At 67.3% G+C, this 21,702-nt stretch carries 21 protein-coding genes; 12 read left to right on the top strand and 9 right to left on the bottom strand.

The features are described from left to right. Positions 1–37 precede the first annotated feature (37 nt). The 3 genes from A5673_RS18745 to A5673_RS18735 form a co-directional block, all read right to left on the bottom strand. Positions 38–1,183 carry a thiolase family protein gene (locus tag A5673_RS18745; protein WP_068235664.1) on the bottom strand — a complete coding sequence of 382 codons (1,146 nt, stop codon included), beginning with the start codon at positions 1,181–1,183 and terminating at the stop codon, positions 38–40. Between the two features lie 105 nt (positions 1,184–1,288). Next, entirely contained in the window at positions 1,289–2,455 is a 1,167-nt protein-coding gene (locus A5673_RS18740; RefSeq protein WP_068235610.1) for an acyl-CoA dehydrogenase family protein, read from the bottom strand. Positions 2,456–2,561: 106 nt separating this feature from the next. Then, entirely contained in the window at positions 2,562–3,860 is a 1,299-nt protein-coding gene (locus A5673_RS18735; RefSeq protein WP_068235606.1) for an amidohydrolase family protein, read from the bottom strand. Between the two features lie 431 nt (positions 3,861–4,291). Here A5673_RS18735 and A5673_RS18730 point away from each other — a divergent pair, with 431 nt between their 5' ends. Genes A5673_RS18730 through A5673_RS18695 form a run of 8 tightly spaced genes read left to right on the top strand, consistent with a single transcriptional unit; the run spans position 4,292 to position 10,277 of the window. After that, a complete protein-coding gene (locus A5673_RS18730; RefSeq protein ID WP_068235603.1) occupies positions 4,292–4,825 on the top strand; it encodes a carboxymuconolactone decarboxylase family protein in 534 nt (177 codons plus the stop codon). A 4-nt stretch (positions 4,826–4,829) separates the two neighbouring features. Next, the gene (locus A5673_RS18725) at positions 4,830–6,122 is read left to right on the top strand and encodes an SRPBCC family protein (protein ID WP_068235600.1); all 1,293 of its coding nucleotides are present in this window, start codon (positions 4,830–4,832) and stop codon (positions 6,120–6,122) included. Next, positions 6,103–6,429, top strand: coding sequence for a hypothetical protein (locus A5673_RS18720; protein ID WP_068235597.1), 327 nt, complete (start codon positions 6,103–6,105; stop codon positions 6,427–6,429). The genes A5673_RS18725 and A5673_RS18720 overlap by 20 nt, the downstream gene beginning before the upstream one ends. A gap of 3 nt (positions 6,430–6,432) precedes the next feature. Then, positions 6,433–7,665 carry an amidohydrolase family protein gene (locus A5673_RS18715; RefSeq protein ID WP_068235594.1) on the top strand — a complete coding sequence of 411 codons (1,233 nt, stop codon included), beginning with the start codon at positions 6,433–6,435 and terminating at the stop codon, positions 7,663–7,665. Continuing rightward, positions 7,637–8,071 carry a nuclear transport factor 2 family protein gene (locus tag A5673_RS18710; RefSeq protein ID WP_068235591.1) on the top strand — a complete coding sequence of 145 codons (435 nt, stop codon included), beginning with the start codon at positions 7,637–7,639 and terminating at the stop codon, positions 8,069–8,071. The genes A5673_RS18715 and A5673_RS18710 overlap by 29 nt, the downstream gene beginning before the upstream one ends. Positions 8,072–8,081: 10 nt before the next feature. Then, positions 8,082–9,179, top strand: coding sequence for an acyl-CoA dehydrogenase family protein (locus A5673_RS18705; protein WP_068235588.1), 1,098 nt, complete (start codon positions 8,082–8,084; stop codon positions 9,177–9,179). A gap of 25 nt (positions 9,180–9,204) precedes the next feature. Beyond that, positions 9,205–9,978 carry an acyl-CoA dehydrogenase family protein gene (locus A5673_RS18700; protein ID WP_068235661.1) on the top strand — a complete coding sequence of 258 codons (774 nt, stop codon included), beginning with the start codon at positions 9,205–9,207 and terminating at the stop codon, positions 9,976–9,978. 35 nt (positions 9,979–10,013) lie between these two features. Continuing rightward, positions 10,014–10,277 carry a DUF4190 domain-containing protein gene (locus tag A5673_RS18695; RefSeq protein ID WP_068235585.1) on the top strand — a complete coding sequence of 88 codons (264 nt, stop codon included), beginning with the start codon at positions 10,014–10,016 and terminating at the stop codon, positions 10,275–10,277. Here A5673_RS18695 and A5673_RS18690 read toward each other — a convergent pair. Beyond that, a complete protein-coding gene (locus A5673_RS18690; RefSeq protein ID WP_068235582.1) occupies positions 10,274–11,449 on the bottom strand; it encodes an acyl-CoA dehydrogenase family protein in 1,176 nt (391 codons plus the stop codon). The genes A5673_RS18695 and A5673_RS18690 overlap by 4 nt on opposite strands. A 218-nt stretch (positions 11,450–11,667) precedes the next feature. Here A5673_RS18690 and A5673_RS18685 point away from each other — a divergent pair, with 218 nt between their 5' ends. The 4 genes from A5673_RS18685 to A5673_RS18670 all read left to right on the top strand — a co-directional run bounded on the left by A5673_RS18685 (position 11,668) and on the right by A5673_RS18670 (position 15,449). Continuing rightward, entirely contained in the window at positions 11,668–12,318 is a 651-nt protein-coding gene (locus A5673_RS18685; RefSeq protein ID WP_068235579.1) for a TetR/AcrR family transcriptional regulator, read from the top strand. Between the two features lie 210 nt (positions 12,319–12,528). Beyond that, positions 12,529–13,731, top strand: coding sequence for a cytochrome P450 (locus tag A5673_RS18680; protein ID WP_068235576.1), 1,203 nt, complete (start codon positions 12,529–12,531; stop codon positions 13,729–13,731). A 27-nt stretch (positions 13,732–13,758) separates the two neighbouring features. Then, positions 13,759–14,607 (top strand): mycofactocin-coupled SDR family oxidoreductase, encoded by an 849-nt coding sequence (locus tag A5673_RS18675; protein ID WP_068235573.1) that lies wholly within the window; start codon positions 13,759–13,761, stop codon positions 14,605–14,607. A gap of 11 nt (positions 14,608–14,618) precedes the next feature. After that, positions 14,619–15,449, top strand: coding sequence for an SDR family NAD(P)-dependent oxidoreductase (locus A5673_RS18670; RefSeq protein ID WP_068235570.1), 831 nt, complete (start codon positions 14,619–14,621; stop codon positions 15,447–15,449). On the opposite strand, the gene A5673_RS18665 is transcribed toward A5673_RS18670, so the two are convergent. The 5 genes from A5673_RS18665 to A5673_RS18645 all read right to left on the bottom strand — a co-directional run bounded on the left by A5673_RS18665 (position 15,382) and on the right by A5673_RS18645 (position 21,671). Then, positions 15,382–15,852, bottom strand: a complete 471-nt coding sequence (locus A5673_RS18665; protein WP_068235568.1) for a hypothetical protein — start codon at positions 15,850–15,852, stop codon at positions 15,382–15,384. The two genes, A5673_RS18670 and A5673_RS18665, sit on opposite strands and share 68 nt — an antisense overlap. 50 nt (positions 15,853–15,902) lie before the next feature. After that, positions 15,903–18,338, bottom strand: a complete 2,436-nt coding sequence (locus A5673_RS18660) for a CaiB/BaiF CoA transferase family protein (protein WP_369806500.1) — start codon at positions 18,336–18,338, stop codon at positions 15,903–15,905. Next, positions 18,338–19,321 carry an enoyl-CoA hydratase/isomerase family protein gene (locus A5673_RS18655; protein ID WP_068235566.1) on the bottom strand — a complete coding sequence of 328 codons (984 nt, stop codon included), beginning with the start codon at positions 19,319–19,321 and terminating at the stop codon, positions 18,338–18,340. Before A5673_RS18655 ends, A5673_RS18660 begins: the two co-directional genes overlap by 1 nt. A gap of 72 nt (positions 19,322–19,393) precedes the next feature. Further along, positions 19,394–20,512 carry a Xaa-Pro peptidase family protein gene (locus A5673_RS18650; protein WP_068235563.1) on the bottom strand — a complete coding sequence of 373 codons (1,119 nt, stop codon included), beginning with the start codon at positions 20,510–20,512 and terminating at the stop codon, positions 19,394–19,396. After that, on the bottom strand, positions 20,502–21,671 hold the full coding sequence (locus A5673_RS18645; RefSeq protein WP_082958831.1) for a Xaa-Pro peptidase family protein: 1,170 nt from the start codon (positions 21,669–21,671) through the stop codon (positions 20,502–20,504). The genes A5673_RS18650 and A5673_RS18645 overlap by 11 nt, the downstream gene beginning before the upstream one ends. Positions 21,672–21,702: the final 31 nt, after the last annotated feature.

Here is a 21,702-nt window from a genome sequence, read left to right as displayed (position 1 = left end):
TGACAAGGGTCTCAGCAAGCACCGTTTGCCGTCGGCGCTAGGAGACCAGCTCGACCAGGGTGGCGTTGGCCGTGCCGCCGCCTTCGCACATCGTCTGCAGGCCGTACCTGATCCCGTTGTCACGCATGTGGTGGGCCATGCGCGTCATCAGCACCGCGCCGGACGCGCCGAGCGGGTGCCCCAGCGCGATGGCGCCGCCCAGCGGATTCATCCGGCCCGAGTCCGCGCCCGTCTCCGCCAGCCAGGCCAGCGGGACCGGCGCGAACGCCTCGTTGACCTCGAAGACGCCCACCTCCGCCAGCGAGACGCCCGCCTTGGTCAGCACCTTCTCGGTCGCCGGAATGGGGCCGGTGAGCATGAGCACCGGGTCCGCCCCGGTGACGGCACCGGCGCGGTAGCGCACGAGCGGCGTCAACCCCAACTCGACCGCCATCTCCGACGTGGTCACGAGCAGGGCCGCCGCCCCGTCGGAGATCTGCGACGAATTGCCCGCGTGAATGACGCCGTCGTCGACGAACGCGGGCTTGAGCCCGGCCAGCTTCTCGATGGTGGTGCCGCGGCGCACGCCCTCGTCGGCAACCACGGTCGCGTCGTCGGTGAACACGGGAACGATCTGCTCGGTGAAGGCGCCGCTGTCCTGGGCCGCGGCCGCCCGCTCGTGGGACTGGGCCGAGTACTCGTCGAGCTGCTCGCGGGAGAACCCCCACTTCTTGGCGATCAGCTCCGCCGACAGGCCTTGGTTGAAGGAGAAATCGTCATAGCGCGCAAGGACTTTCGGGCCATAGGGCATGCCGGTGGCCCTCGCCGCACCGAGCGGAACGCGGCTCATCACCTCGACACCACCGGCCACGACGACGTCCTGCTGGCCCGACATCACCGCCTGGACCGCGAAATCCAGCGCCTGCTGGCTGGAACCGCATGCCCGGTTGACCGTGGTCCCGGGGATGGTTTCGGGCCAGCCGGCCGCGAGGACGGCGTAGCGCCCGATGTTGCTGGATTGGTCGCCGACCTGCGACACGCATCCCCAGATCACGTCGTCGACGATCTCCGGGCCCACCCCGGCGCGTTCCAGCACCTCGTTGAGGACGACGGCGGACAGGTCGGCGGCGTGCATGCCGGACAGCCCTCCGTTGCGCTTCCCTACCGGCGTCCGTACCGCCTCGACGATGACAGTCTCACGCATCTTCACTCCGTTGTTTGGCGTCCAGATGTTCCATGATCGCCGAGCGTGCCATCAGCGCGAAAAAATCGCCCAGAATTCGCTGCGACTGCACGCTCGGCGTTAGGCCTAGTAGCTCCTCGGCAGTCTCAACACATTGGATCCCAGGAAATTGAGGATCATCTCCTGGCTGACCGGCGCGATCTTCATCAGCCGGGCCTCACGGAAGTAGCGGGTGATGTGGTACTCCTCCGCGTATCCCATGCCGCCGTGGGTTTGCAACGCCCGGTCCGCGGCGGTGAAGCCCGCGTCGGCACACAGGTATTTGGCGGTATTGGCCTCGCGGCCACAGGGTTTGCCGTTGTCGTACAACCACGTGGCCTTGCGCAGCATCAGTTCGGCGGCGTCGAGCCGGGCCAGCGAGTCGGCGAGCGGGAACTGCAGGCCCTGGTTCATGCCGATGGGCCGGCCGAAGACCTCGCGCTCGTTGCCGTATTTCACCGCCTTGTCCAGCGCCACCCGGCCGATGCCGAGCGCCTCGGCGGCGATCAGCATCCGCTCCGGGTTCAGGCCGTCCAGGATGTACTGAAACCCCTTGCCCTCCTCGCCGATTCGGTCCTCGACCGGCACCTCCAAGTTGTCGATGAACAACTCGTTGGAGCTGACGGCGTTGCGGCCCATCTTGCGGATGGGGCGGATGTCCACGCGGCTGCGGTCCAGATCGGTGATGAACAGCGTCATCCCGTCGGTCTTCTTGCTGACTTCCTCGTAGCTCTGGGTGCGGGTCAGCAGCAGGATCTTGTCGGACTCCATGGCTTTGGAGATCCACACCTTGCGGCCGTTGACGATGTAGCGATCGCCGTCGCGTTTGGCGAAGGTGGTGATGCGCGACGTGTCCAGGCCGGCGCCGGGTTCGGTCACACCGAAGCAGACGTGCACTTCGCCGGTCGCCACCTTGGGCAGCGTGCGTGCCTTGAGTTCGTCGGAACCGTGCACCACCACGGGTTGCATGCCGAAGATGGACAGGTGGATCGAGCTGGCGGCGTTCATGGCGCCGCCGGACTTCGCGACCTCCTCGAGCAGGATGGTGGCTTCGGTGATGCCGAGGCCGTGCCCGCCGTATTCGGTGGGGATCGTCATGCCCAGCCAGCCGCCGTCGGCGATCGCCCGGTAGAACTCGGTGGGAAACTCGTGCGCGGAGTCTTTTTCCATCCAATACTGGTCGTCGAACTTGCGCGCCAACTCGGCGACCGACCGGCGGATCAGCTCCTGGTCATCGGTCAGCTCGAAATTCATTCCACCCACCGGTGGCACCTTTCTTCAGCGCGAGCAGACGCAAAATCGCACGCTCGCGGTTCGAACAATGCGATTTTGCGTCTGCTCGTCGTGAGCGGGTGGCGTGTCAGTCCGTATTTCCGGTGAGGGCTTTCGCGTTGGCCGCGAAGTCCGCGAAGGACGAGCCGCCCCGGGAGTCCTTGTCGTGGCCCTTCGCCTTGATGGACACGTCGTGCCCCTCGGCGGCTTTGCGCAGCGCACCGACGGTCGCCTGTTCGCGGGAAATGTGAGTGAACGGGTCGAACGAGTACCAACGCATGGCGTTCTCGTAGGCCATCTTGTTGATCTCGTCGTCGGGAACGTTGTTGATGGACAACACGTCCCACAGTTCTTCGGGCGCGCCCGGCCACATCGAGTCGCTGTGCGGGTAGTCGGCCTCCCAGGCGATGTTGTCGATGCCGATCATGTTGCGCAGCGCGACACCCACCTTGTCGCTGATGAAGCACGTCAGGAAGTGCTCGCGGAACACGTCGCTGGGCAGCTTGCCGCCGAAGTTCTGGTGGGTCCACGCCGAGTGCATTTCGAACGTGCGGTCGGCACGCTCCAGGAAGTAAGGGATCCACCCGGTCCCGCCCTCCGACAGCGCGATCTTGAGGTCGGGGTACTCCTTGATCGGCCGCGACCACAGCAGGTCCGCGGCGGCCTGCACGATGTTCATCGGCTGCAGCGTGATCATCACGTCCATGGGCGCGTCGGGCGCCGTGATCGCGAGCCGGCCCGAGGACCCGATGTGCACGTTCATCACGGTGTTGGTGTCGCACAACGCCTTCCACAGCGGGTTCCAATACGGGTCATGGAAGCTGGGGTAGCCCATCGCGGCCGGGTTCTCGGTGAAGGTCAGCGCGTGCACGCCCTTCTTCGACACCCGGCGCACCTCGGCGGCGCACGCCTCGGCGTCCCAGATCACCGGGATCGCCATCGGGATGAACCGGGCGGGGTACGCCCCGCACCACTCGTCGATGTGCCAGTCGTTGTACGCCTGAACCAGCGAGATCGAGAAGTCGTGGTCTTCGGTGGCGAACAGCCGCCCCGCGAAGCCCGGGAAGGACGGGAAGCAGATCGAGGCGAGGATGCCGCCGGCGTTCATGTCCTTGATCCGCTCGTCCACGTTGTAACAACCCGGCCGGATCTCATCGAGCCCGGTCGGCTCGATGCCGTACTCCTCCTTGGGCCGGCCGGCGACCGCGTTGAGCGCCACGTTCGGGATCACCGTGTCGCGGAACTTCCACATGTCGGAGCCGTCGGGGTTGTGCACCAACCGGGGCGCGTCGTCGATGTACTTCTGCGCCAGGTGGTTCTTGAACATGTCGGGCGGCTCGACGGTGTGGTCGTCGACGCTGATCAGGATCATGTCTTCTTTGTTCATGGCCAGTCCTCTCCAAGTCTGATCCAGCTGAGCGATTCGGACGCGCCGCTCCCGCACAGCATCGGCGAATGATCGCCCGGCGCCAAGATCACTATTTTGAAAACTATCTTCTCGCGCAGCGAGAATCAACATCCACGGGTGATGCCCGCGCACCGCGCCCGCCTGACCAGCGACTAAGCGACCGGGCCGGTTGCGGACCCGGAAGTGGCGAAGCGCCAGCAGAAATGCCGGACTTGCTCGGCCGATGCTCCGCCGCGCCAGGCCCGCACCGCCGGTGCCGCTCGCCGGGCAGCGGGGCTGGTGGGCGGGTGCGCATCTTCGCCGCCGCCATTGACCCGCCGACCGAATCGTGCAACTCTATTGGTTAGAAATGAGAATCTGATTCTCTTTGACCGAGAGTTGGTCGGGAGGACGCCGAGAGGAGACCGCGGATGCGCCTGCAGCCGCTGCCTGCCGACCAATGGGACGACGCCGTCGAGCAGGCGCTGTCCGGCATGCTGCCACCCGAACGGCGTAACCCCGAGGACGCCGGCACGCTCATGTCGACGCTCGCGCGCCACCCGAAACTGGCCCGGGCCTACCTGCGGTTCGGCTCGTACCTGCTGCTCGATTCCTCTCTCCCGGCGCGCGTCCGCGAGCAGGCGATCCTGCGCATCGCGCACCGGCGCGAATGCGCCTACGAGTGGGAACACCACGTGGACATCGCGAAAAAAGCCGGACTGACCGACGCCGAGATTGCCGCCGCGCGATCCGGCGAAGCCGACGACGAGTTCGAGCGCGCGGTGTTCACCGCCGTCGACGAGCTGGACGAGAAATCGAACGTCTCGGACCAGACGTGGACCACCCTGTGCGAACGGCTTGACGAACGCCAGCGGATGGACCTGGTGTTCACCATCGGCGGCTACATCGCGCTCGCGATGGCCATCAACGCCTTTGGCGTACAGCTCGAGAACGAGAAAGGTTAGAGCCTTGCCCCACTTCCCCAAGCCGGCCGCCGGCAGCTGGACGGAAAATTATCCCGAACTGGGCACCGCGCCCGTCGATTACACCGATTCCATCGACCCGGCATTCTTCGAGGCCGAGCGCGAGGCGATCTTCAAGAAGACCTGGCTCAACGTCGGTCGGGTCGAGCGGCTGCCGCGCACCGGCAGTTATTTCACCAAGGAGCTGCCCTCGGCGGGCAAGGGCATGTCGGTCATCGTCGTCAAGACCAAGGAGGGAGCGGTCAAGGCGTACCACAACGTCTGCCGCCACCGCGGAAACAAGTTGGTGTGGAACGACTTCCCGCACGAGGAGACGGCCGGCACCTGCCGGCAGTTCACCTGCAAGTACCACGCGTGGCGCTACAACCTCGACGGCGACCTCACGTTCGTCCAGCAGGAGGATGAGTTCTTCGGCGTCGACAAGAGCCAGTACGGCCTGGTGCCGGTCCGCTGCGAAGTGTGGGAAGGCTTCATCTTCATCAACTTCGACAACAACGCGGCGCCGCTGGTCGACTACCTCGGGCCGCTGGCCAAGAGCATCGAGGGCTACCCCTTCGGCGAGATGACGGAGACCTACTCCTATCGGGCCGAGGTCGGCAGCAACTGGAAGCTGTTCATCGACGCGTTCGTCGAGTTCTACCACGCGCCGATCCTGCACCAGGGGCAGTACACCAAGGAAGAAGCCGCCAAGATCCAGAAGTACGGCTATGAGGCGCTGCACTACGAACTCGCCGGCCCGCACAGCCTGCAGTCGACCTGGGGCGGTCAGGCGCCGCCCCCGGACATGTCCATGGTCAAGCCGTTGGACCAGGTGTTGCGCAGCGGTCTGTTCGGACCGTGGGACAAGCCGGAGATCATCGAGAACCTCGAGTTGCCGCCGGGTGTGAACGTGAAGCGGGTGCCGCAGTGGGGCATCGACTCGTGGCTCTTCTACCCGAACTTCATGCTGCTGATCTGGGAGCCGGGCTGGTTTTTGACCTACCACTATTGGCCGACGGCCGTCGACAAGCACATCTTCGAGTGCACGCTGTATTTCGTTCCGCCGCGCAACGCGCGGGAACGACTGGCCCAGGAGCTGGCCGCCGTGACCTTCAAGGAGTACGCGCTGCAGGACGCCAACACGCTGGAGGCGACCCAGACCATGATCGGCACCAAGGTCGTCAGCAACTTCCTGTTGTGCGATCAGGAAGTGCTGATCCGTCACCTGCACAAGACGACCGGTGACTATGTAGCTAATTGGGCGAAGGAGTACCAGGGCAATGGCAAAGTTACCGTCTGAATTCGCCGACCTGGAGCCCTTTTTGGCGTGGGACCTGGCCACCGAGCCCGAGCGCTACGCCAAGCGGCTGGCGTCTACCATGACCGAGATGCAGGCGTTCTACGATGCGGCATTCCCCCGCCTCAACGACGTCATCGCCTACTGCGACAAGTTCCCGCTGGACGACCTGCCCGAGGACGCCCGCACGCTCATGCACGTCATGCAGTCGCTGGTCATGGTGTCGTTCCCGATCGAGGCGTGGAAGCAGCCGCGCGTACCCGACAGCGGCGCCGCGTGGGTGGAACTGCTCTCCGAACCGGTGATCTAAGAGGTGCTGACGCTCAAGGCCGCCGGGCTGCTCGACGTTGACGCCGGTGAGATCGTTCGGCCCGGCGTCCTGCGCATCGACGGCGACCGCATCGTCGGAGTCGGCGGCGAGATCGAGGGCGACCTGATCGACCTGGGCGAGGTAATCCTGCTGCCCGGGTTGATGGACATGGAGGTCAATCTCCTGATGGGCGGGCGCGGGGAGAGACCCGGCCTGTCGCAGGTGCAGGACGACCCGCCGACGCGGGTGTTGCGTGCGGTCGGCAACGCTCGCCGCACGCTGCGCGCCGGGTTCACCACGGTGCGCAACCTCGGGCTCTTCGTGAAGACCGGTGGCTATCTGCTTGACGTGGCGCTGGGCAAGGCGATCGACGCGGGCTGGATCGACGGGCCGCGGGTGGTGCCGGCCGGCCACGCCATCACGCCGACCGGCGGGCACCTGGATCCGACGATGTTCGCCGCGTTCGCGCCGCACGTCCTGGACCTCACAATCGAGGAGGGCATCGCCAACGGGATCGACGAGATCCGCAAGGCAGTGCGCTACCAGATTAAGCATGGCGCCGAGCTGATCAAGGTCTGCTGCTCGGGTGGGGTGATGTCGCTGACGGGACCACCTGGCGCGCAACACTATTCGGACGACGAACTGCGCGCCATCGTCGACGAGGCACACCGGCGCGGGCTGCGCGTCGCCGCGCACACGCACGGGGCCGACGCGGTCAAGCACGCGGTCGCCGCCGGCATCGACTGCATCGAGCACGGCTTTCTGATCGACGACGAGGCCATCGCGCAGCTCGTGAAACACGGCACCTTCCTGGTCAGCACCCGGCGGCTGGCCGACGGCGATGCGATGGACGTCTCGCACGCCCCGCCGGAGCTACAGGCCAAGGCGGCCGAGATGTTTCCGAAGGCGCGCACCTCGATACTGGCCGCCTACCAGGCCGGCGTGAAGATCGCGGTGGGCACCGACGCCCCCGCGATCCCGCACGGCCGCAACGCCGACGAGCTGGTCACCCTGGTGGATTGGGGCCTGCCGCCCCTGGCGGTGCTGCGCGCCGCCACGGTGACCGCCGCCGAGTTGATCAATGCCACCGACCGGGGGCGGCTCGCGCCGGGCCAGCTCGCCGATGTCATCGCGGTTCCGGGAAACCCGTTGGAAGACATCCGGGTTACCCAGAACGTAAGTTTCGTCATGAAAGGCGGCAAGGTTTATGTCGACAAGTCAACCCACCAGAACTGACGACCTGGTCGAGATTCAGCAGCTGCTGGCCCGCTACGCGGTCACCATCACCCAGGAAGACATCGACGGGCTCATCGGTGTCTTCACGCCGGACGGAACCTACAGCGCCTTCGGTTCCACCTACAAGTTGGACAGGTTCCCCGAGTTGGTCGCCGCGGCCCCAAAGGGCTTGTTCCTCACCGGAACTGCGTTGGTCGAAAGCATCGACGGCGACTCCGCGAGCGGCACCCAGCCGCTGTGCTTCATCGACCACGCCACCCACGACATGCGGATCGGCTACTACCGCGACACCTACTCCCGCACGGCCGACGGGTGGCGGCTGAAGACCCGGGCCATGACGTTCATCCGCCGCAGCGGCGTGCACGATTCCGGGCGCCCGCACGCGGTCGGCCGCCCGCAGCCCTGAAAGCCGAGCCGTGAATGTCGAGGAGTTCCGGGCGGGCCTGCGCGCGTGGCTCGATGAGAATGACCTGACCCCCGGGGCAGACCACTCGCTGCAGGGCCATATGCGGCAATTCGCCCGGGTGAGCCGGGCGCTGTATGACGCCGAGTGGATGCGCTACGGCTGGCCGGAGGAAGTCGGCGGGCTGGGCGGGCCGGCCGTGCTGCGGGCGATCGTCGGCGAAGAGGTCGTCGGCCGGCGGCTCGCCGAACCCGGCCCGTACTCGATGCTCGAGGTGCTCGCGCCCACGATGATCGATTACGCGCCGGCCGAGCTCGCCGCCGAAATGGTGCCGCGGCTGCTGAGCGGTCGCGAGCAATGGTGTCAGGGGTTTTCCGAGCCTGGCTCCGGCAGCGATCTCGCCTCGCTGACCACCCGCGCCACCTCCGACGGCGACAACTGGATCGTCAACGGGCAGAAGGTCTGGACCAGCTTCGCGCAGTTCTCGACGCGCTGCGTTTTGCTCACCCGCACCGCGCCGGGCCACGACGGAATCACGGCGTTCTTCGTCGACCTGGACACCCCCGGGATCACGATTCGTCCGCTGCGCACCATGCACGGCGTCGACGAGTTCTGCGAGGTGTACTACGACGACGTGGTGGTCCCGGCGAGCCGGATGCTGGGCCGTCCGGGCGACGGTTGGCGACTGGCGATGGACCTGCTGCCCTACGAGCGCTCCACTTGTTTCTGGCAGCGAATCGCCTATCTCTATTCGCGGTTCGATGAACTGATCGCCGAGGCGTCGGCGGCCGAGGACCCGGACGAATCCGCGCTCGGCGCCGCCTATCTCGCGTTGCACACGGTGCGCTGCCGATCCCGAGACACCCAGCGCCGGCTGGGTGAGGGTGGGCGCCTCGGGGCCGACACCTCGATCGACAAGGTGCTGCTGGCCACCGCCGAGCAGCGGCTCTACGACACCGTCCGCGATCTCTTGCCCGCGACGCTCGAACTCGACGACACGCCATGGCGCGCGGAGTACCTGTATTCGCGCGCGGCCACCATCTACGGCGGAACCGCCGAGATCCAGCGCAACATCATCGCCCGCCGGCTGCTCGACCTCGGGAAGGAGTGAAATCGTGGATCCCGAGGCGCTGCGCATGCTGACCGATTCCCTGCGCACCACCATGACCGCCGCGAGCGGCGCCAAGCTCGACGGCGCGCTGTCCGAGGTCGGCTGGCGTGACATGCTCGATGAAATACCGGATATCGCAATACCTTTGGTCTTCCGGCTACTCGGCGAGACCGGCGCGCACGCCCCGGTGCTCAACGACGTCGTGCTGAGCGCCGCCGGCGCGCCCCTGCCGCTGCCGTTCGCCGGCGGCGGCTGGGTGGTGTGGGAGCGCAGCGACGGTTCCGGCTCGGCGCTCGACGACGAGCTGCCGATACACCGCGTGGCGCAAGGGGATCCCATCCCGAAGGCCGCGCTGGCCGCCGGCCGCCGAGCGGTTGGCTGGTGGCTGATCGGAACCGGCCGGGCGATGCTCTCCCTGGCGCGCCGGCACGCCCTGGATCGCGTTCAATTCGGCCGGCACATCAGCTCCTTTCAGGCGATCCGCCACCGGCTCGCCGAGACGCTGGTCGCCATCGAGGGCGCCGAGGCGACGCTTGGCGTCGCCGCGGAGTCCGACGATCATGACGGGCTGGCCTCGCTGCTGGCGAAGGCGGCCGCGGGCCAGGCCGCGCTGACCGCCGCGCGCCACTGCCAGCAGGTGCTCGGCGGGATCGGCTTCACCGCCGAACACCCGCTGCACCACCACGTCAAGCGGTCGCTGATCCTGGACGGACTGCTCGGTAGCAGCCGGGAACTGACCCGCGAGGCCGGAGCGGTGTTGAGGTCCAACGGTTCTGCGCCGCGGCTGGCCCAGCTGTAACCTCACAGCCCGTCGCGTGTCTAACATGGGAAACCGTGAGTCAGCCCGATGCACCCCGAAACGAGGTCGGCGTTGCCTCGCTGATCGTGGGTCTCGTCGCGCTCCTCACCTGCTGGCTGCTCGTGGGGGTGCCCTTCGGCGTAGCCGCGCTGATAACCGGCGATCTCGCCCGCCGGCGAGTGCAGCGCGGCGAAGCGAACAACCCACGAATCGCCCTCGCGGGCATGGTATTAGGGGCCGTGTCGATCGCCGCGGGGCTCGTCGCGATCGGTTACTACGCCTGGTCGGACGCCCGCTAGTTGCGCGGCAGGCCGAGCACCCGTTCGGCAATGATGTTCCGCTGAATCTCGGACGTGCCGCCGGCGATGGTCGCGGCGAAGCTGCGCGCGTACCGGTCGAACCAGCTGCGGTAGTGGCTGTCGAGGTTCAAGGCAGCGAACGGGGCGGTGACCGCGTGATACACCAGCCCGTCGGCTTCCGCGGCACCCAGCGCGTCCTCGGAGGCGCGTTGCAGGGCCTCGGAGCCGAGCAGCTTGAGCACCGATTGCGCGGGCACGTCCTCTTCCCCGCGGGCCGCGCGCGCCAGGGCCGCCGACCCCAGCAGCCGCAGGGCATAGGAATCCATCACCAGGGTCGCGTAGCGGTCGCGCTCCAGCGATCCCGACGGGCTGAAATCGATGGTCAGCTCGTGTAGTAAGTCGACATAGCCCATCCAGAGCATGACCCGTTCGTGGCCGAGCGAACCGGTAGCCACGCGCCAGCCCTCGTTGAGTTCACCCACCAAATTCTCGGCGGGCACCCGCGCGTCGGTGAAAAACACCTCGTTGAAATCGATCTCGCCGTCGTCGCACATCGAAGCGAAGGGGCGGCGCACCACACCCGGGGTATCGGTGGGAATCATCAGCGCGCTGATGCCCTTGTGTTTGGGCTTGCCCGGGTCGGTGCGCACGAACGCCAACAGCACGTCGGCGTCGTGCGCGCCCGACGTCCACACCTTCTGCCCGTTGACGACGAAGTGGTCCCCGTCCAACACCGCCCGTGTCTTCAACGACGCCAGGTCCGAGCCCGCGCCGGGCTCGCTCATCCCCAGCGAAGCGGTGATCTCGGCCCGCAGAATCGGCACCGCCCATCGGCGCTTCTGCTCGTCGGTGCCGAACGTCAACAACGACGCCGCGATGATGCCCACTCCCTGCGGGTTGAAGCTTTGATAGATGCGCCGGCGCCCCAATTCCTCCAGGTACACGTATTGCTGCAACAGCGTGGCGTTGCGGCCTCCGAATTCCGGTGGATTGCCGGGCAGCAGCCAGCCGCTGTCGAAGAGCAGCCGCTGCCAGCGCCGCGCCCACTCCGGGATGTGCGAACTCGAGCGCGGCCGCTCCACCGCCTCGGCATCCGAGGGAAGGTGTGCGTCCAGAAAGGCCACGAACTCGGCGCGGAACGCCTCGACGTCGGCGTCAAAGGTCAGCTGCACTGTGCTCCTCGGATGGCGGTTTCCGGATTCTCCGGCACGGCGCGTTATGCTCTTGCGATTGCGCTTCCATACACGCGTCTAAGAGAATAGTATTCTCGTCGTGAGAAAGTTACAATCTCCGACACGGCGTCCATAGGGGGTCGAGCGCACCGATGGCACGGCGTTCTCCGGTAGAGTCCAATCATGTTCTCCCCACGCGGCAATCCTCTGAGCCGGCCGTGACGAGCCCCAGCGAAGAGCCCGCCTGGAAGCAGCGCGCCGTCGAACGATCCATCAAAACCGCGAAATTGCGGGCGGCGCAGCGCGTTCAGCGCTTCCTCGACGCGGCGCAGGCCATCATCATCGAAAAGGGCAGCACGGACTTCACCGTCCAAGAGGTCGTCGACCGGTCCCGCCAGTCGTTGCGGAGCTTCTACCTGCAGTTCGACGGCAAGCACGAGCTGCTGCTCGCGCTGTTCGAGGACGCGCTGAGCCGTTCGGCCGACCAGATCCGGGCGGCCACCGAGAGCCAGACCGACCCGCTGGAGCGCCTGAAGGTCGCCATCGAGCTGTTGTACGAGGCGTCACGCCCGGACCCGACGGCCAAGCGGCCGCTGTTCACCGACTTTGCGCCACGCTTGTTGGTGACGCATCCGGCCGAGGTCAAGGTCGCCCATGCGCCGCTGCTGGCGTTGCTGACGGAGCTCATGGAGGCGGCGTCCGACGCCGGCAAGCTGCGCGCTGGCGTTAACCCGCGGCGGGTGGCCGCCATGGCCATGCAGACCGTCATGTTCATCGCCCAATCCAGCGGCGGTTCCGATGACGCGACGGTCCACCCCATCACCGCCGATGAGGTGTGGGATTTCTGCTCGCGCGGATTCGTCGGCTGACCCTTCCGGCGGCGCCCACTCGGCACGAGGAAGCTGAGCAAATAGCGCACGTCGTTTGCCCATGAGAATCGGATTCTCTAATATCTAGAACCACAAGTAGCTGAAACGGATTCGTCGTTGACGCCCGGTGGTGGGCGTCGACAGAGTCACATGCGGCACGATCCGCGATTCCGGGGGAACGCGGTTCCGGCGAGAGGCGATTGACCACCCGTGACACTCAGCGCGCCCAGCGAGATCCACTTCGACCCGTACGACGTTGGGCTCAACGCCGACCCCTACCCGATGTTTCGGCGGCTGCGGGAGGAGGCGCCGCTGTACTACAACGAGCAGCACGACTTCTTCGCGCTGAGCCGGTTCGACGACGTGGACCGCGGGCTGGTCGACTACCAGACCTTCAGCTCGGCGAAGGGCGCGATCCTCGAGCTGATCAAAGCGAACATCGACATCCCGCCGGGCGTTATCTTGTTCGAGGATCCGCCGATCCACGACGTCCACCGCAAGCTGCTGTCCCGGATGTTCACGCCGCGCAAGATCAACGACCTCGAGCCGAAGATCCGCGAATTCTGCGCTCGCAGTTTGGATCCGCTGGTCGGCACGGACCGGTTCGACTTCGTCGCCGACCTCGGCGCGCAGATGCCGATGCGGGTGATCGGCATGCTCCTGGGCATCCCCGAGGAATACCAGGAAGCCGCGCGCGATCGCGCCAACGCGAACCTGCGCACCGAAGCGGGCAAGCCGATGGACGCCACGGCCGACCACATGATGAACGGCGAATTTTTCGGCCAGTTCATCGACTGGCGGGCCGAGCATCCGTCCGACGACATCATGACCGAACTCCTGCGCGCCGAGTTCGAGGACGAGACGGGAACCGTCCGCCGACTCACCCGCGAGGAACTGCTCATCTACATCAGCGTGGTCTCCGGCGCCGGCAACGAGACCACCACCCGGCTGATCGGGTGGACCGGCAAGGTGCTGGCCGAGCACCCCGAGCAGCGGCGCGCGCTGGTCGCCGAACCGTCGCTGATCCCCGCGGCGATCGAGGAGTTGCTGCGCTTCGAACCGCCGGCACCGCACGTTGCCCGCTACGTGACCCGCGACGTCGAGTACTACGGCCAACGCGTGCCGGCGGGCAGCGTCATGATGATGCTCGTGGGCGCGGCCAACCGCGACGACCGCCAATTCCCGCCGGACGGCGACGTTTTCGACATCCGCCGCGAACCGCACCAACACCTGACGTTCAGTGTCGGCACCCACTACTGCCTCGGCTCGGCGCTGGCCCGCCTCGAGGGCCGCATCGCGCTCGAAGAGATCTTGAAGCGCTTCCCCACGTGGGACGTCGACCTTGCCGCCGCCAAGCTGTCCCCGACTTCCACCGTGCGGGGATGGGAGACCATGCCAGCCGTTCTCGGCTGAGCCGTTGAGGAAATGAGGTAGGAGCCAATGACTGGACGTGTTGAGGGCAAAGTCGCTTTCATCACCGGGGCGGCGCGCGGTCAGGGCCGCAGCCACGCGGTGCGGTTGGCGCAAGAGGGCGCCGACATCATCGCGGTCGACATCTGCAAACCGATCCGCGACGGACTCCAGGACACGGCAATTCCCGCGTCGACGCCCGAGGATCTGGCGGAGACGGCCGATCTGGTCAAGGGCCATAACCGCCGGATCGTCACGGCGGAAGTCGACGTGCGTGACTACGACGCGCTAAAGGCCGCCGTCGACAGCGGCGTCGAGCAGCTCGGCCGGCTCGACATCATCGTGGCCAACGCGGGCATCGGCAACGGCGGTGAAACGCTGGACAAAACGAGCGAAGAGGACTGGACGGAGATGATCGACGTCAACCTCTCCGGGGTGTGGAAGTCGGTGAAAGCCGGTGTCCCCCATATCCTTGCGGGCGGCCGCGGCGGGTCGATCATCTTGACCAGCTCGGTCGGCGGGCTCAAGGCCTACCCACACACCGGCCACTATGTCGCCGCCAAACACGGCGTGGTCGGCCTGATGCGGGCGTTCGGGGTTGAGCTGGGGCAGCACATGATTCGCGTCAACTCGGTGCATCCCACCCACGTGAGCACCGCGATGATCATGAACGAGGGGACCTGGCGGATGTTCCGACCGGACCTGGAGAACCCGGGCCCCGACGACATGGCCCCGATCTGTCAGATGTTCCACACGCTGCCGGTGCCGTGGGTGGATCCGGTCGACATCAGCAACGCGGTGCTGTTCTTCGCCTCCGACGAGTCCCGCTACGTCACCGGGGTGACCCTGCCCATCGATGCGGGTAGCTGCCTGAAATAGGGTCCCGTCCTATGGACGGATTCGAAGGACGGGCCGCGGTCGTCACCGGCGGGGCGAGCGGCATCGGTTTGGCCACCGCCACCGAGTTTGCCCGCCGCGGAGCACGGCTGGTGCTCGCCGACGTCGACCAGCCCGCGCTGGAACAGGCCGTGGCCCACCTGCGTGGCGAGGGCTTTGACGCGCACGGGGTGATGTGCGACGTGCGGCATCTCGAGGAGATGGTGCATCTCGCGGACGAGGCTTTTCGCCTGCTGGGCCAGGTTGACGTGCTGTTCAGCAACGCGGGGATCGTCGTCGCCGGTCCACTCGCGCAGATGACGCACGACGACTGGCGCTGGGTGATCGACATCGACCTGTGGGGTTCGATCCATGCCGTCGAGGCCTTCCTGCCGCGGCTGCTCGAGCAGGGCACCGGGGGCCACATCGCGTTCACCGCGTCGTTCGCCGGCCTGGTGCCCAACGCGGGCCTGGGCGCGTACGGCGTTGCCAAGTACGGCGTGGTGGGCCTGGCGGAGACGCTGGCCCGGGAGGTCAAGGACAACGGCATCGGCGTATCGGTGCTGTGCCCGATGGTCATCGAGACCAAGCTGGTGTCCAACTCGGAACGCATTCGCGGCGCGGATTACGGGTTGTCCTCCTCTCCCGAGGGGGCCTTCGGCCCGCTGCCCGCGCAGGACGAGGGCGTGAGCGTCGACGCGGTCGCCAGGCTGACGGCCGACGCGATCGAGGCCAACCGGCTGTACGTCCTGCCGCACGAGGCGGCGCGCGCCTCGGTCAAGCGTCGGTTCGAGCGGATTGACCGGACGTTCGACGAACAGGCCGCCGGGGGCTGGGCCCACTAGAGACCCGCACCGGAAGGAACAGTGCCGCCGCCGCCAACACGGCCAGGGGCAACAGGATTCCGTTGATTGTCGCGTCCCGGGTGTTGTACATCTGCAGCATCGACAGGTGATAGACGCAGTGCAGTGAGTTGAAGACGAGCCACATCAGCGCTGCGGTCCTGACCAGGGTTTGGTTGGCGACGAGGACGAACGTGACGGCGCTGACCGCCGCCATCGCCAAAAACATCGCGCCGACGTCTTTGGCGAGGTGCTCGTTGTACGGGCCGAGCGGCGGCAGCCAGGTCATGCCGAACCCGGGATAGTTGTCGTACCAGTGGCGCGGCGCCGCGTAGGCCCACAGGCCCGTCGCCGCGCCGCCGACGCCCAACAGTGCCAGTACGCTTCGATGCAGTAGTGCGTTCATACCCTCTAGACGCCGCAGCGGTCACAGATGTGACACCTCGCCCACGCCGGTCAGGTGGCGGCGCGGACCGCCGGCGCCCGCCCGATGACGCCATCGGCTTCCAGATCCGCGATCTCCGACTCGGTCAAACCCAGCTGCATCAGCAATTCGCGGTTGTGCTCGCCCAGCAGCGGCGCGTGCCGGGTGTGAAACGCCCTGGGTCCGGCGGAGAACCTCATCGGCACGGTGCTGAGCCGCGCCGGGCCGGCCACCGGGTGATCGACCTCCTCGAAGAAGCGTCGGAACGCCAGCTGTTCCAATTCCGTTTGGCGATGCGGTTGCATGACCTTGGCCACCGGCACGCCGGCCGCCCAGAGGGCGGCGACGATCTCGTCGCGGCCGCGGGGCGCACACCAATTGGCCAGGTGCTCGTCGATGACATCGTGGTGTGCCGCCCGGCCCGCCGCGGTGGCCAGCGTGGGATCGGTTGCCCACGAGGGTGATCCGAGGGCCTTGCCCAGGCGGGTCCAGTGGTCGTCGGTCGCGACCGCGATCGCGACCCAACTGTCGAGGCGGCCGAATTCGTCGAGATCGGCGCTGCGGTACAGGTTTTGCGGCGCCGCGGTCGGTCCGCGGTTGCCCGCCCGTTCCAGCAGCGCGCCGTAGGCGGAGTACTCGATGACCTGCTCGGCGGAGATGCTGAGCGCGGCGTCCACCATCGCCGCTTCCACCAGCACGCCCTGGCCGGTGCGGCGGCGATGCTCGAGCGCCAGCAGCAACGCGTTGAGCGCGTGCATGCCCGCGTTGGGATCGCCGATCGAATACGGGTCATACGGTGTGCGGTCGGGATAGCCGGTCAGCCAGCTCACGCCCGCCGCCGCCTCGATGACATAGGCGAACGCCGGGTTGTCGCGCCACGGGCCGTCCAGGCCGAACCCCGGCATCCGCAACAGGATTGCGTCGGGCTTGATCGCTTGGATTGCAGGGAAATTCAGTCCGACCTGGTCCAGCACCCGCGGCGTGAAGTTTTCCGCGACGACGTCGCACGTCGCGATGAGCCGCCCTAACAGCTCCCGGCCGCGCGGGTTCTGCAGGTCCAGGGTCAGCCCCTTCTTGTTGGTGTTCAGCGCCGCGAAGATCGGCGACTTCTCCCACCACTGTGCTTCGGTGATCGGTAGGCCGGCGATCAGGCGGGTGCCGTCGGGGCGGCGGCCGGATTCCAGGTGAATGACTTCGGCGCCGAGCATCGCCAGGAAGTGGGTGCCGCACGGGCCGGCCCAGAACGTGGTCATGTCCAGCACGCGAAGCCCGCTCAGCGGCAATCTGTTTGGGCGCTCTTCCGAAGGTCTGGACGCCGGCCGGGGAGTGGGCGGGGCGGTCCGGTAGCGCGACGTGTGCTCCCCCAGCCGCGGCGCGGGGCCCGGCGGACGGAGCCGGGCCGGTCCCATGCGGTACGGATGCCCCGGCTGCTGAAACCCGCGGGGGTTGCGCACGAACGATCCGCGTTCGCGGAAGTGGTCGAGCGTTGTGATGTTGGCGCCGTTGGCAACCGGCGCGTTCGGAATCCGGAACGCCGTCGCCAGCTCCCGGATATCGTCGACCGTGTTGCTCTCGACCCAGGCGTAGATCTCATCGGCGTGAATGTTGGCCTGCTCGGTGATCGTCAGCGGCGACTCCTCATCGATCCACTCGGGGTGTCCCACCATCGCGCAGAGGTCGAACCACTGCTGTGCGGTGCCACAGCCGAGGTCCACCAGTCCGTCTTTGGCGCGGGCCACACCCGGCACGGTGAGTCGTCTCGCGTCCCGCCATGGGCGTCCGAGCATTTCGAAGTAGGTGACGGGATAGTAGGTCAGGCAAAGGATCTGGGTCTCCAGCATGGACAGGTCCAGCAGTTGGCCCGGGCCGCCGTTGTCCCGGCCGTACCGCGACGCGAGCAACGCGGCGCTGGCGTAGACGCCGGCCAGGTATTCCCCCACCTGCCCGCCGACGAACACCGGCGCGCGGTCGGGCTCGCCGCGTCCGAGCCCGATGATTCCCCCGGACCAGGCCTGCAGCGTGAACTCGGTGGCCGCCCGGTGTCGCCAGGGCCCCTGGAGCCCGAAGGGCGTGATCGACAAGACGGTGAGGTGCGGATGGCGGTCGTGGATGGCGGCCGGCGTGAAGTCCGGGCTGTCGGCCAGTCTCGAACCAGCCGACCACACCACAGCCTCCGCTGTGGCCAGCAGCCCGTGCAACAGGGCCGCGTCGTCGCCGACGTCGGGATCCGCGACGACGCTGTGCTTGGATCCGGCAAGGAAGCTGAACAAGGCGCCGTCCTCATCGGGCGGGATGGCGGTGCCCGACGCCGACCAGACCCGCAACGGGTCGCCTTCTGGCGGTTCGACTTTGACGACGTCGGCGCCGCCGTCGGCCAGCAGCTTCGTGCAGTAGGCGCCCGCTATCTTGGTGGACAGGTCGACCACGGTGTAGCCCGCCAGCGGGAATTCGGGGAGGGGTTGCGCCACTAGTGCTTTCTCTTCGGTTTGGAGTCTTTCTTGCCGCGCCCCTTCTTGCTGAGGCGCCATTCCGGCGGAAACTTGTCGTCGTTGTCCTTGACCGCGTCGCCCAGTCCGCGTTGGATCGCGTCGCCGAGTGTGAAGTCGCCGTCGGCGTCCCGCTGGGCTTTACCGCCCACCGACTCGAAGAAGCCGCTGAGCATGCTGCCCAGGTATTCGCCCTGAAACTGCTTCATGATCTCGAAGAAGACCTTCTGCATGAACACGGTGTCGGTGGGCCTGTTGCGCGCGCAGGCCAGCGCGTATTTCTGCACTGCGGCTTCGAGTTGATCCCGTGGGACGACCTTGTTGAGAAAGTTGCAGTCGTACATCTCGGCGGCGGTGAAAGCCCGCCCGGTGAACACCATTTCCTGGAATTTGCGGATGCCCATGGTCTGCGCCCACCACCACATGCGGGGGCCCCAGCCGAAATACCGGAAGGAGGGGTGGCCGAAAAGGGCGTCGTCGCTGGCGATCACCAAGTCGGCGTCGGCCGCCTGGTAGAAGTGCCAGCCGTAACAGTAGCCCTTGACCTCGAGGATGCTGATCTTCTTGAAGTCCTGTAGCCCGCGGATGCCGGAGTTCGGGTTGGCGTACCACTGCCCGAGGGTGGCGCCGCGCCGAAACGAGCCGGCGGGCGGAAAGTTGACTTCGTCCGCCCCGATTCGGTACTCGGCAAGGCGCGGTCCCGGGTCCGGCGAATCCTGCACCCGCATTTCCTCGGTCAGGTCGGCGCCGGAGCCCAGGTCCTCGCCTTCGCCGCGCACCACCAGCACCTTGACGTCGTCGTCGACCCCGGCGCGGTGCAGCAGGTCGGCATAGCGCAGCCGCGCCGCGATCGTCGGCGCGTTCAGGTGGCTCGGCCGGTCGAAGGTGATCGTGGCGATGCGGGTCTTGGCATCCTTCTCGTACCGGATGACCTTCTCCACCTTGTCATCGGGTTCGGAGGGCATGTCAGGACCGCGAGACATAAGTGGTTGCGAAGGTCATCGGGGCATTGTCGCAACGGTTTATGTGTCGCGGCATCATTCCTGCCAGTGCGGGCTCGACGTCAGCACTTCGGGGCCGCCGGCGGTGATCAGCACGGCCTCGCGGCCGAACACGGCACCGACTCCCTGCTGCCAGACGTAGCCCGTCAGGGCCAGCACCATGCCGGGCTCCAGTCGTTCGCCGGCCGCGGTGCGGGGCAGGTGCTGGGACACCACCGGCGGGTCGAAGCCCATGCCCAGGCCCCGGGCCACGGGCATCGGCGGCGCCGGCTCGCCGGCGCCCTCGTAGGCGGCCAGCAGGTCGCCGGCCGCGGCGCCGGGCTGGCATGCCGCTAACAGCCTGGCGCAGAGGTTGTCCCAGCGGCGGTACAGGGCGGGCGCGCCGCCGGCGGCGCCCGCGGGCCAGGTCCGGCCGACCTCACCCATGTAGCCCCCGGCCAGCACGCCAGCCGAGAACGCCACCAGGTCACCGTCTTTCACGCGGCCGTCACCGTCGACCCGCCGCCACGGGTGATCCGGCGAGGTGATCCAGGCGAACTCCTGATTGGCCGGCGTGCTCACGCCACCGGCCGCCATCGCCTCCAGCATGACGCCGGCCAGCGTTTGTCCGCGCACCCCTGGCTGCAGCTCGGCCACCGCGGCGGCCAGGCCGGATTCGGCCACCGCGATCGCCTCCCGCAGCGCCGCCACCTCCTCGTCCGTCTTGATGCGCCGGGCGGCGCGCATGGCGAGTTCCCCGTCGACCAGCTCGGCGCTGGGAAATGCGGTAGGCAATAGCTGCGCGAAAGCCGGTGAGAGCGCGTCGGTTCCGACGCGCCGCGCCGAGGCCGCACCGTCGATGCGCCGCAACGCGAACATCGTGTTCATCGGATTCCACGAGATGCCGTAGAGGTTCTCGTGCGGGATGTCGTCGGGAACTCCTTCGTCCCAGGTGCTGAGGAGGTGGATCGCGCCGGTTTCGCGCACCAGCACGCAGGACGGACCGAACGGCCGGGTTCCTGCGACCCACAGCTGCGGGGCGCCGGTGACGTAGCGGATGTTGGCCTGGCGCCCGAGGACCAGGACGTCGAGGTCGTGTGCCGCCATCTGCTCGAGCGCGCGCTGGCGACGCCCGGAGCGCAGCGCCCGATCGTCGGCGAGGACTTCAGTTGCCATAGGGGGCGTAGGGGTAGTCGGTCAATCGAATCGTGCCTTCCTCGGTGATCACCACGACCTCTTCGCTGCGGTAGCCGCCGGTGCCGTCCTCCCAGACCACCGGCTCCAGCACCAGCACCATGCCCTGTTGCAGGACGAAGTTGTCGTCGAACTCCTGCCCGAGATCGGTTCCGATCATGGGCATCTCGGCCGCGTTGACGCCGATGCCGTGGCCCAGATAGAAGTGCGGAAGCCAGGGCCGGCTGCCGCCGTTGGCCGCAATGGCGGCCCGGCCGAGATCACCGGCCGTGGCGCCGGCGCGGGCCACGCCCTCGACGGCGGTCATGATCTCCTGCCACTTGTCGAACTGCGCCCGCTGCCGCGGCGCCGGGTCGCGGCCCACCAGCCAGGTGCGGCCGAAGTCCGAGCAATAACCGTGGTAGGTGATGCTGACGTCGGTCCACAGCACGTCACCCTCGGCCAGTTCGCGCTCCGTGCTCAACAGCGGCAGGGCCAAGTCGCCGTGCGTCGTCCACACGCCTTGCGCCTTGCTGGGCGGCATCACCTGCCAGATCGGCTCCAGCATGCTGGCCATGGCGCCCAGTTCGAAGGCCCGCCGCAGGAATCCGGCCGACAGGTCGCTCTGGCGGACGCCGGGAGCCAAGGCCTTCTGGACGTCGACCATCGCCTCGTCGCTGATCCGAACCGCGGTACGGATGCAGGCGAGCTCGTCGGGGGTCTTGACGACCTTGGCGGCGCTGACGATGGCGGACGCGTCGGCCGGAACGCCGTTGGGGAACAACGACTTCGCGGCACGCGACATCGCGCCGGTGCACTCGTCCACCGCGATCACGGCGCCGGGCGGGATCAGGCCGGCCAACTGGCGCGCGAAACCGGCTACGCCCTCGTCGAATTCGAGGTAGACCGGCCCGTGCAGGTGGTCGGCGGGCAGCTCCGACTCGTGCGCGACGCCTGCACGGAACGGCAGGAACAGATGCGGCCACTCGTCGCCGGCGACCACCACGGCCACGGGCCGCTCGACGTACGACATCCCGGCGTCGCCCAGCGGCCAACTCGTCCCGGTGGCGTAGACGACCGCGCTGTTGCCCAGCAGGATCAGCGCGTCGACGCCGCGGTCGGCCATCGCCGCCCGTAGTCGGGTTCCGGTCTCGCGCCGCATCCGCGTCAGATCGGGTGCTTCGGGAATCGCC

This window comes from Mycobacterium sp. E3198, from assembly GCF_001667015.1.
Lineage (GTDB): Bacteria > Actinomycetota > Actinomycetes > Mycobacteriales > Mycobacteriaceae > Mycobacterium.
Note: the sequence above shows the minus strand (reverse complement) of the source record. Positions and strands in the feature narration are given on the sequence as shown.

Excerpts from the sequence above, each read along its gene's own strand:
- A5673_RS18670 (WP_068235570.1), top strand. The coding sequence starts at position 14,619 with ATGGACGGATTCGAAGGACGGGCCGCGGTCGTCACCGGCGGGGCGAGC.
- A5673_RS18650 (WP_068235563.1), bottom strand. The coding sequence starts at position 20,512 with ATGGCAACTGAAGTCCTCGCCGACGATCGGGCGCTGCGCTCCGGGCGT.
- A5673_RS18730 (WP_068235603.1), top strand. The coding sequence starts at position 4,292 with ATGCGCCTGCAGCCGCTGCCTGCCGACCAATGGGACGACGCCGTCGAG.
- A5673_RS18665 (WP_068235568.1), bottom strand. The coding sequence starts at position 15,852 with ATGAACGCACTACTGCATCGAAGCGTACTGGCACTGTTGGGCGTCGGC.
- A5673_RS18735 (WP_068235606.1), bottom strand. The coding sequence starts at position 3,860 with ATGAACAAAGAAGACATGATCCTGATCAGCGTCGACGACCACACCGTC.
- A5673_RS18675 (WP_068235573.1), top strand. The coding sequence starts at position 13,759 with ATGACTGGACGTGTTGAGGGCAAAGTCGCTTTCATCACCGGGGCGGCG.
- A5673_RS18655 (WP_068235566.1), bottom strand. The coding sequence starts at position 19,321 with ATGCCCTCCGAACCCGATGACAAGGTGGAGAAGGTCATCCGGTACGAG.
- A5673_RS18740 (WP_068235610.1), bottom strand. The coding sequence starts at position 2,455 with ATGAATTTCGAGCTGACCGATGACCAGGAGCTGATCCGCCGGTCGGTC.
- A5673_RS18645 (WP_082958831.1), bottom strand. The coding sequence starts at position 21,671 with ATGCGGCGCGAGACCGGAACCCGACTACGGGCGGCGATGGCCGACCGC.
- A5673_RS18720 (WP_068235597.1), top strand. The coding sequence starts at position 6,103 with ATGGCAAAGTTACCGTCTGAATTCGCCGACCTGGAGCCCTTTTTGGCG.
- A5673_RS18710 (WP_068235591.1), top strand. The coding sequence starts at position 7,637 with ATGTCGACAAGTCAACCCACCAGAACTGACGACCTGGTCGAGATTCAG.
- A5673_RS18745 (WP_068235664.1), bottom strand. The coding sequence starts at position 1,183 with ATGCGTGAGACTGTCATCGTCGAGGCGGTACGGACGCCGGTAGGGAAG.
- A5673_RS18700 (WP_068235661.1), top strand. The coding sequence starts at position 9,205 with ATGCTGACCGATTCCCTGCGCACCACCATGACCGCCGCGAGCGGCGCC.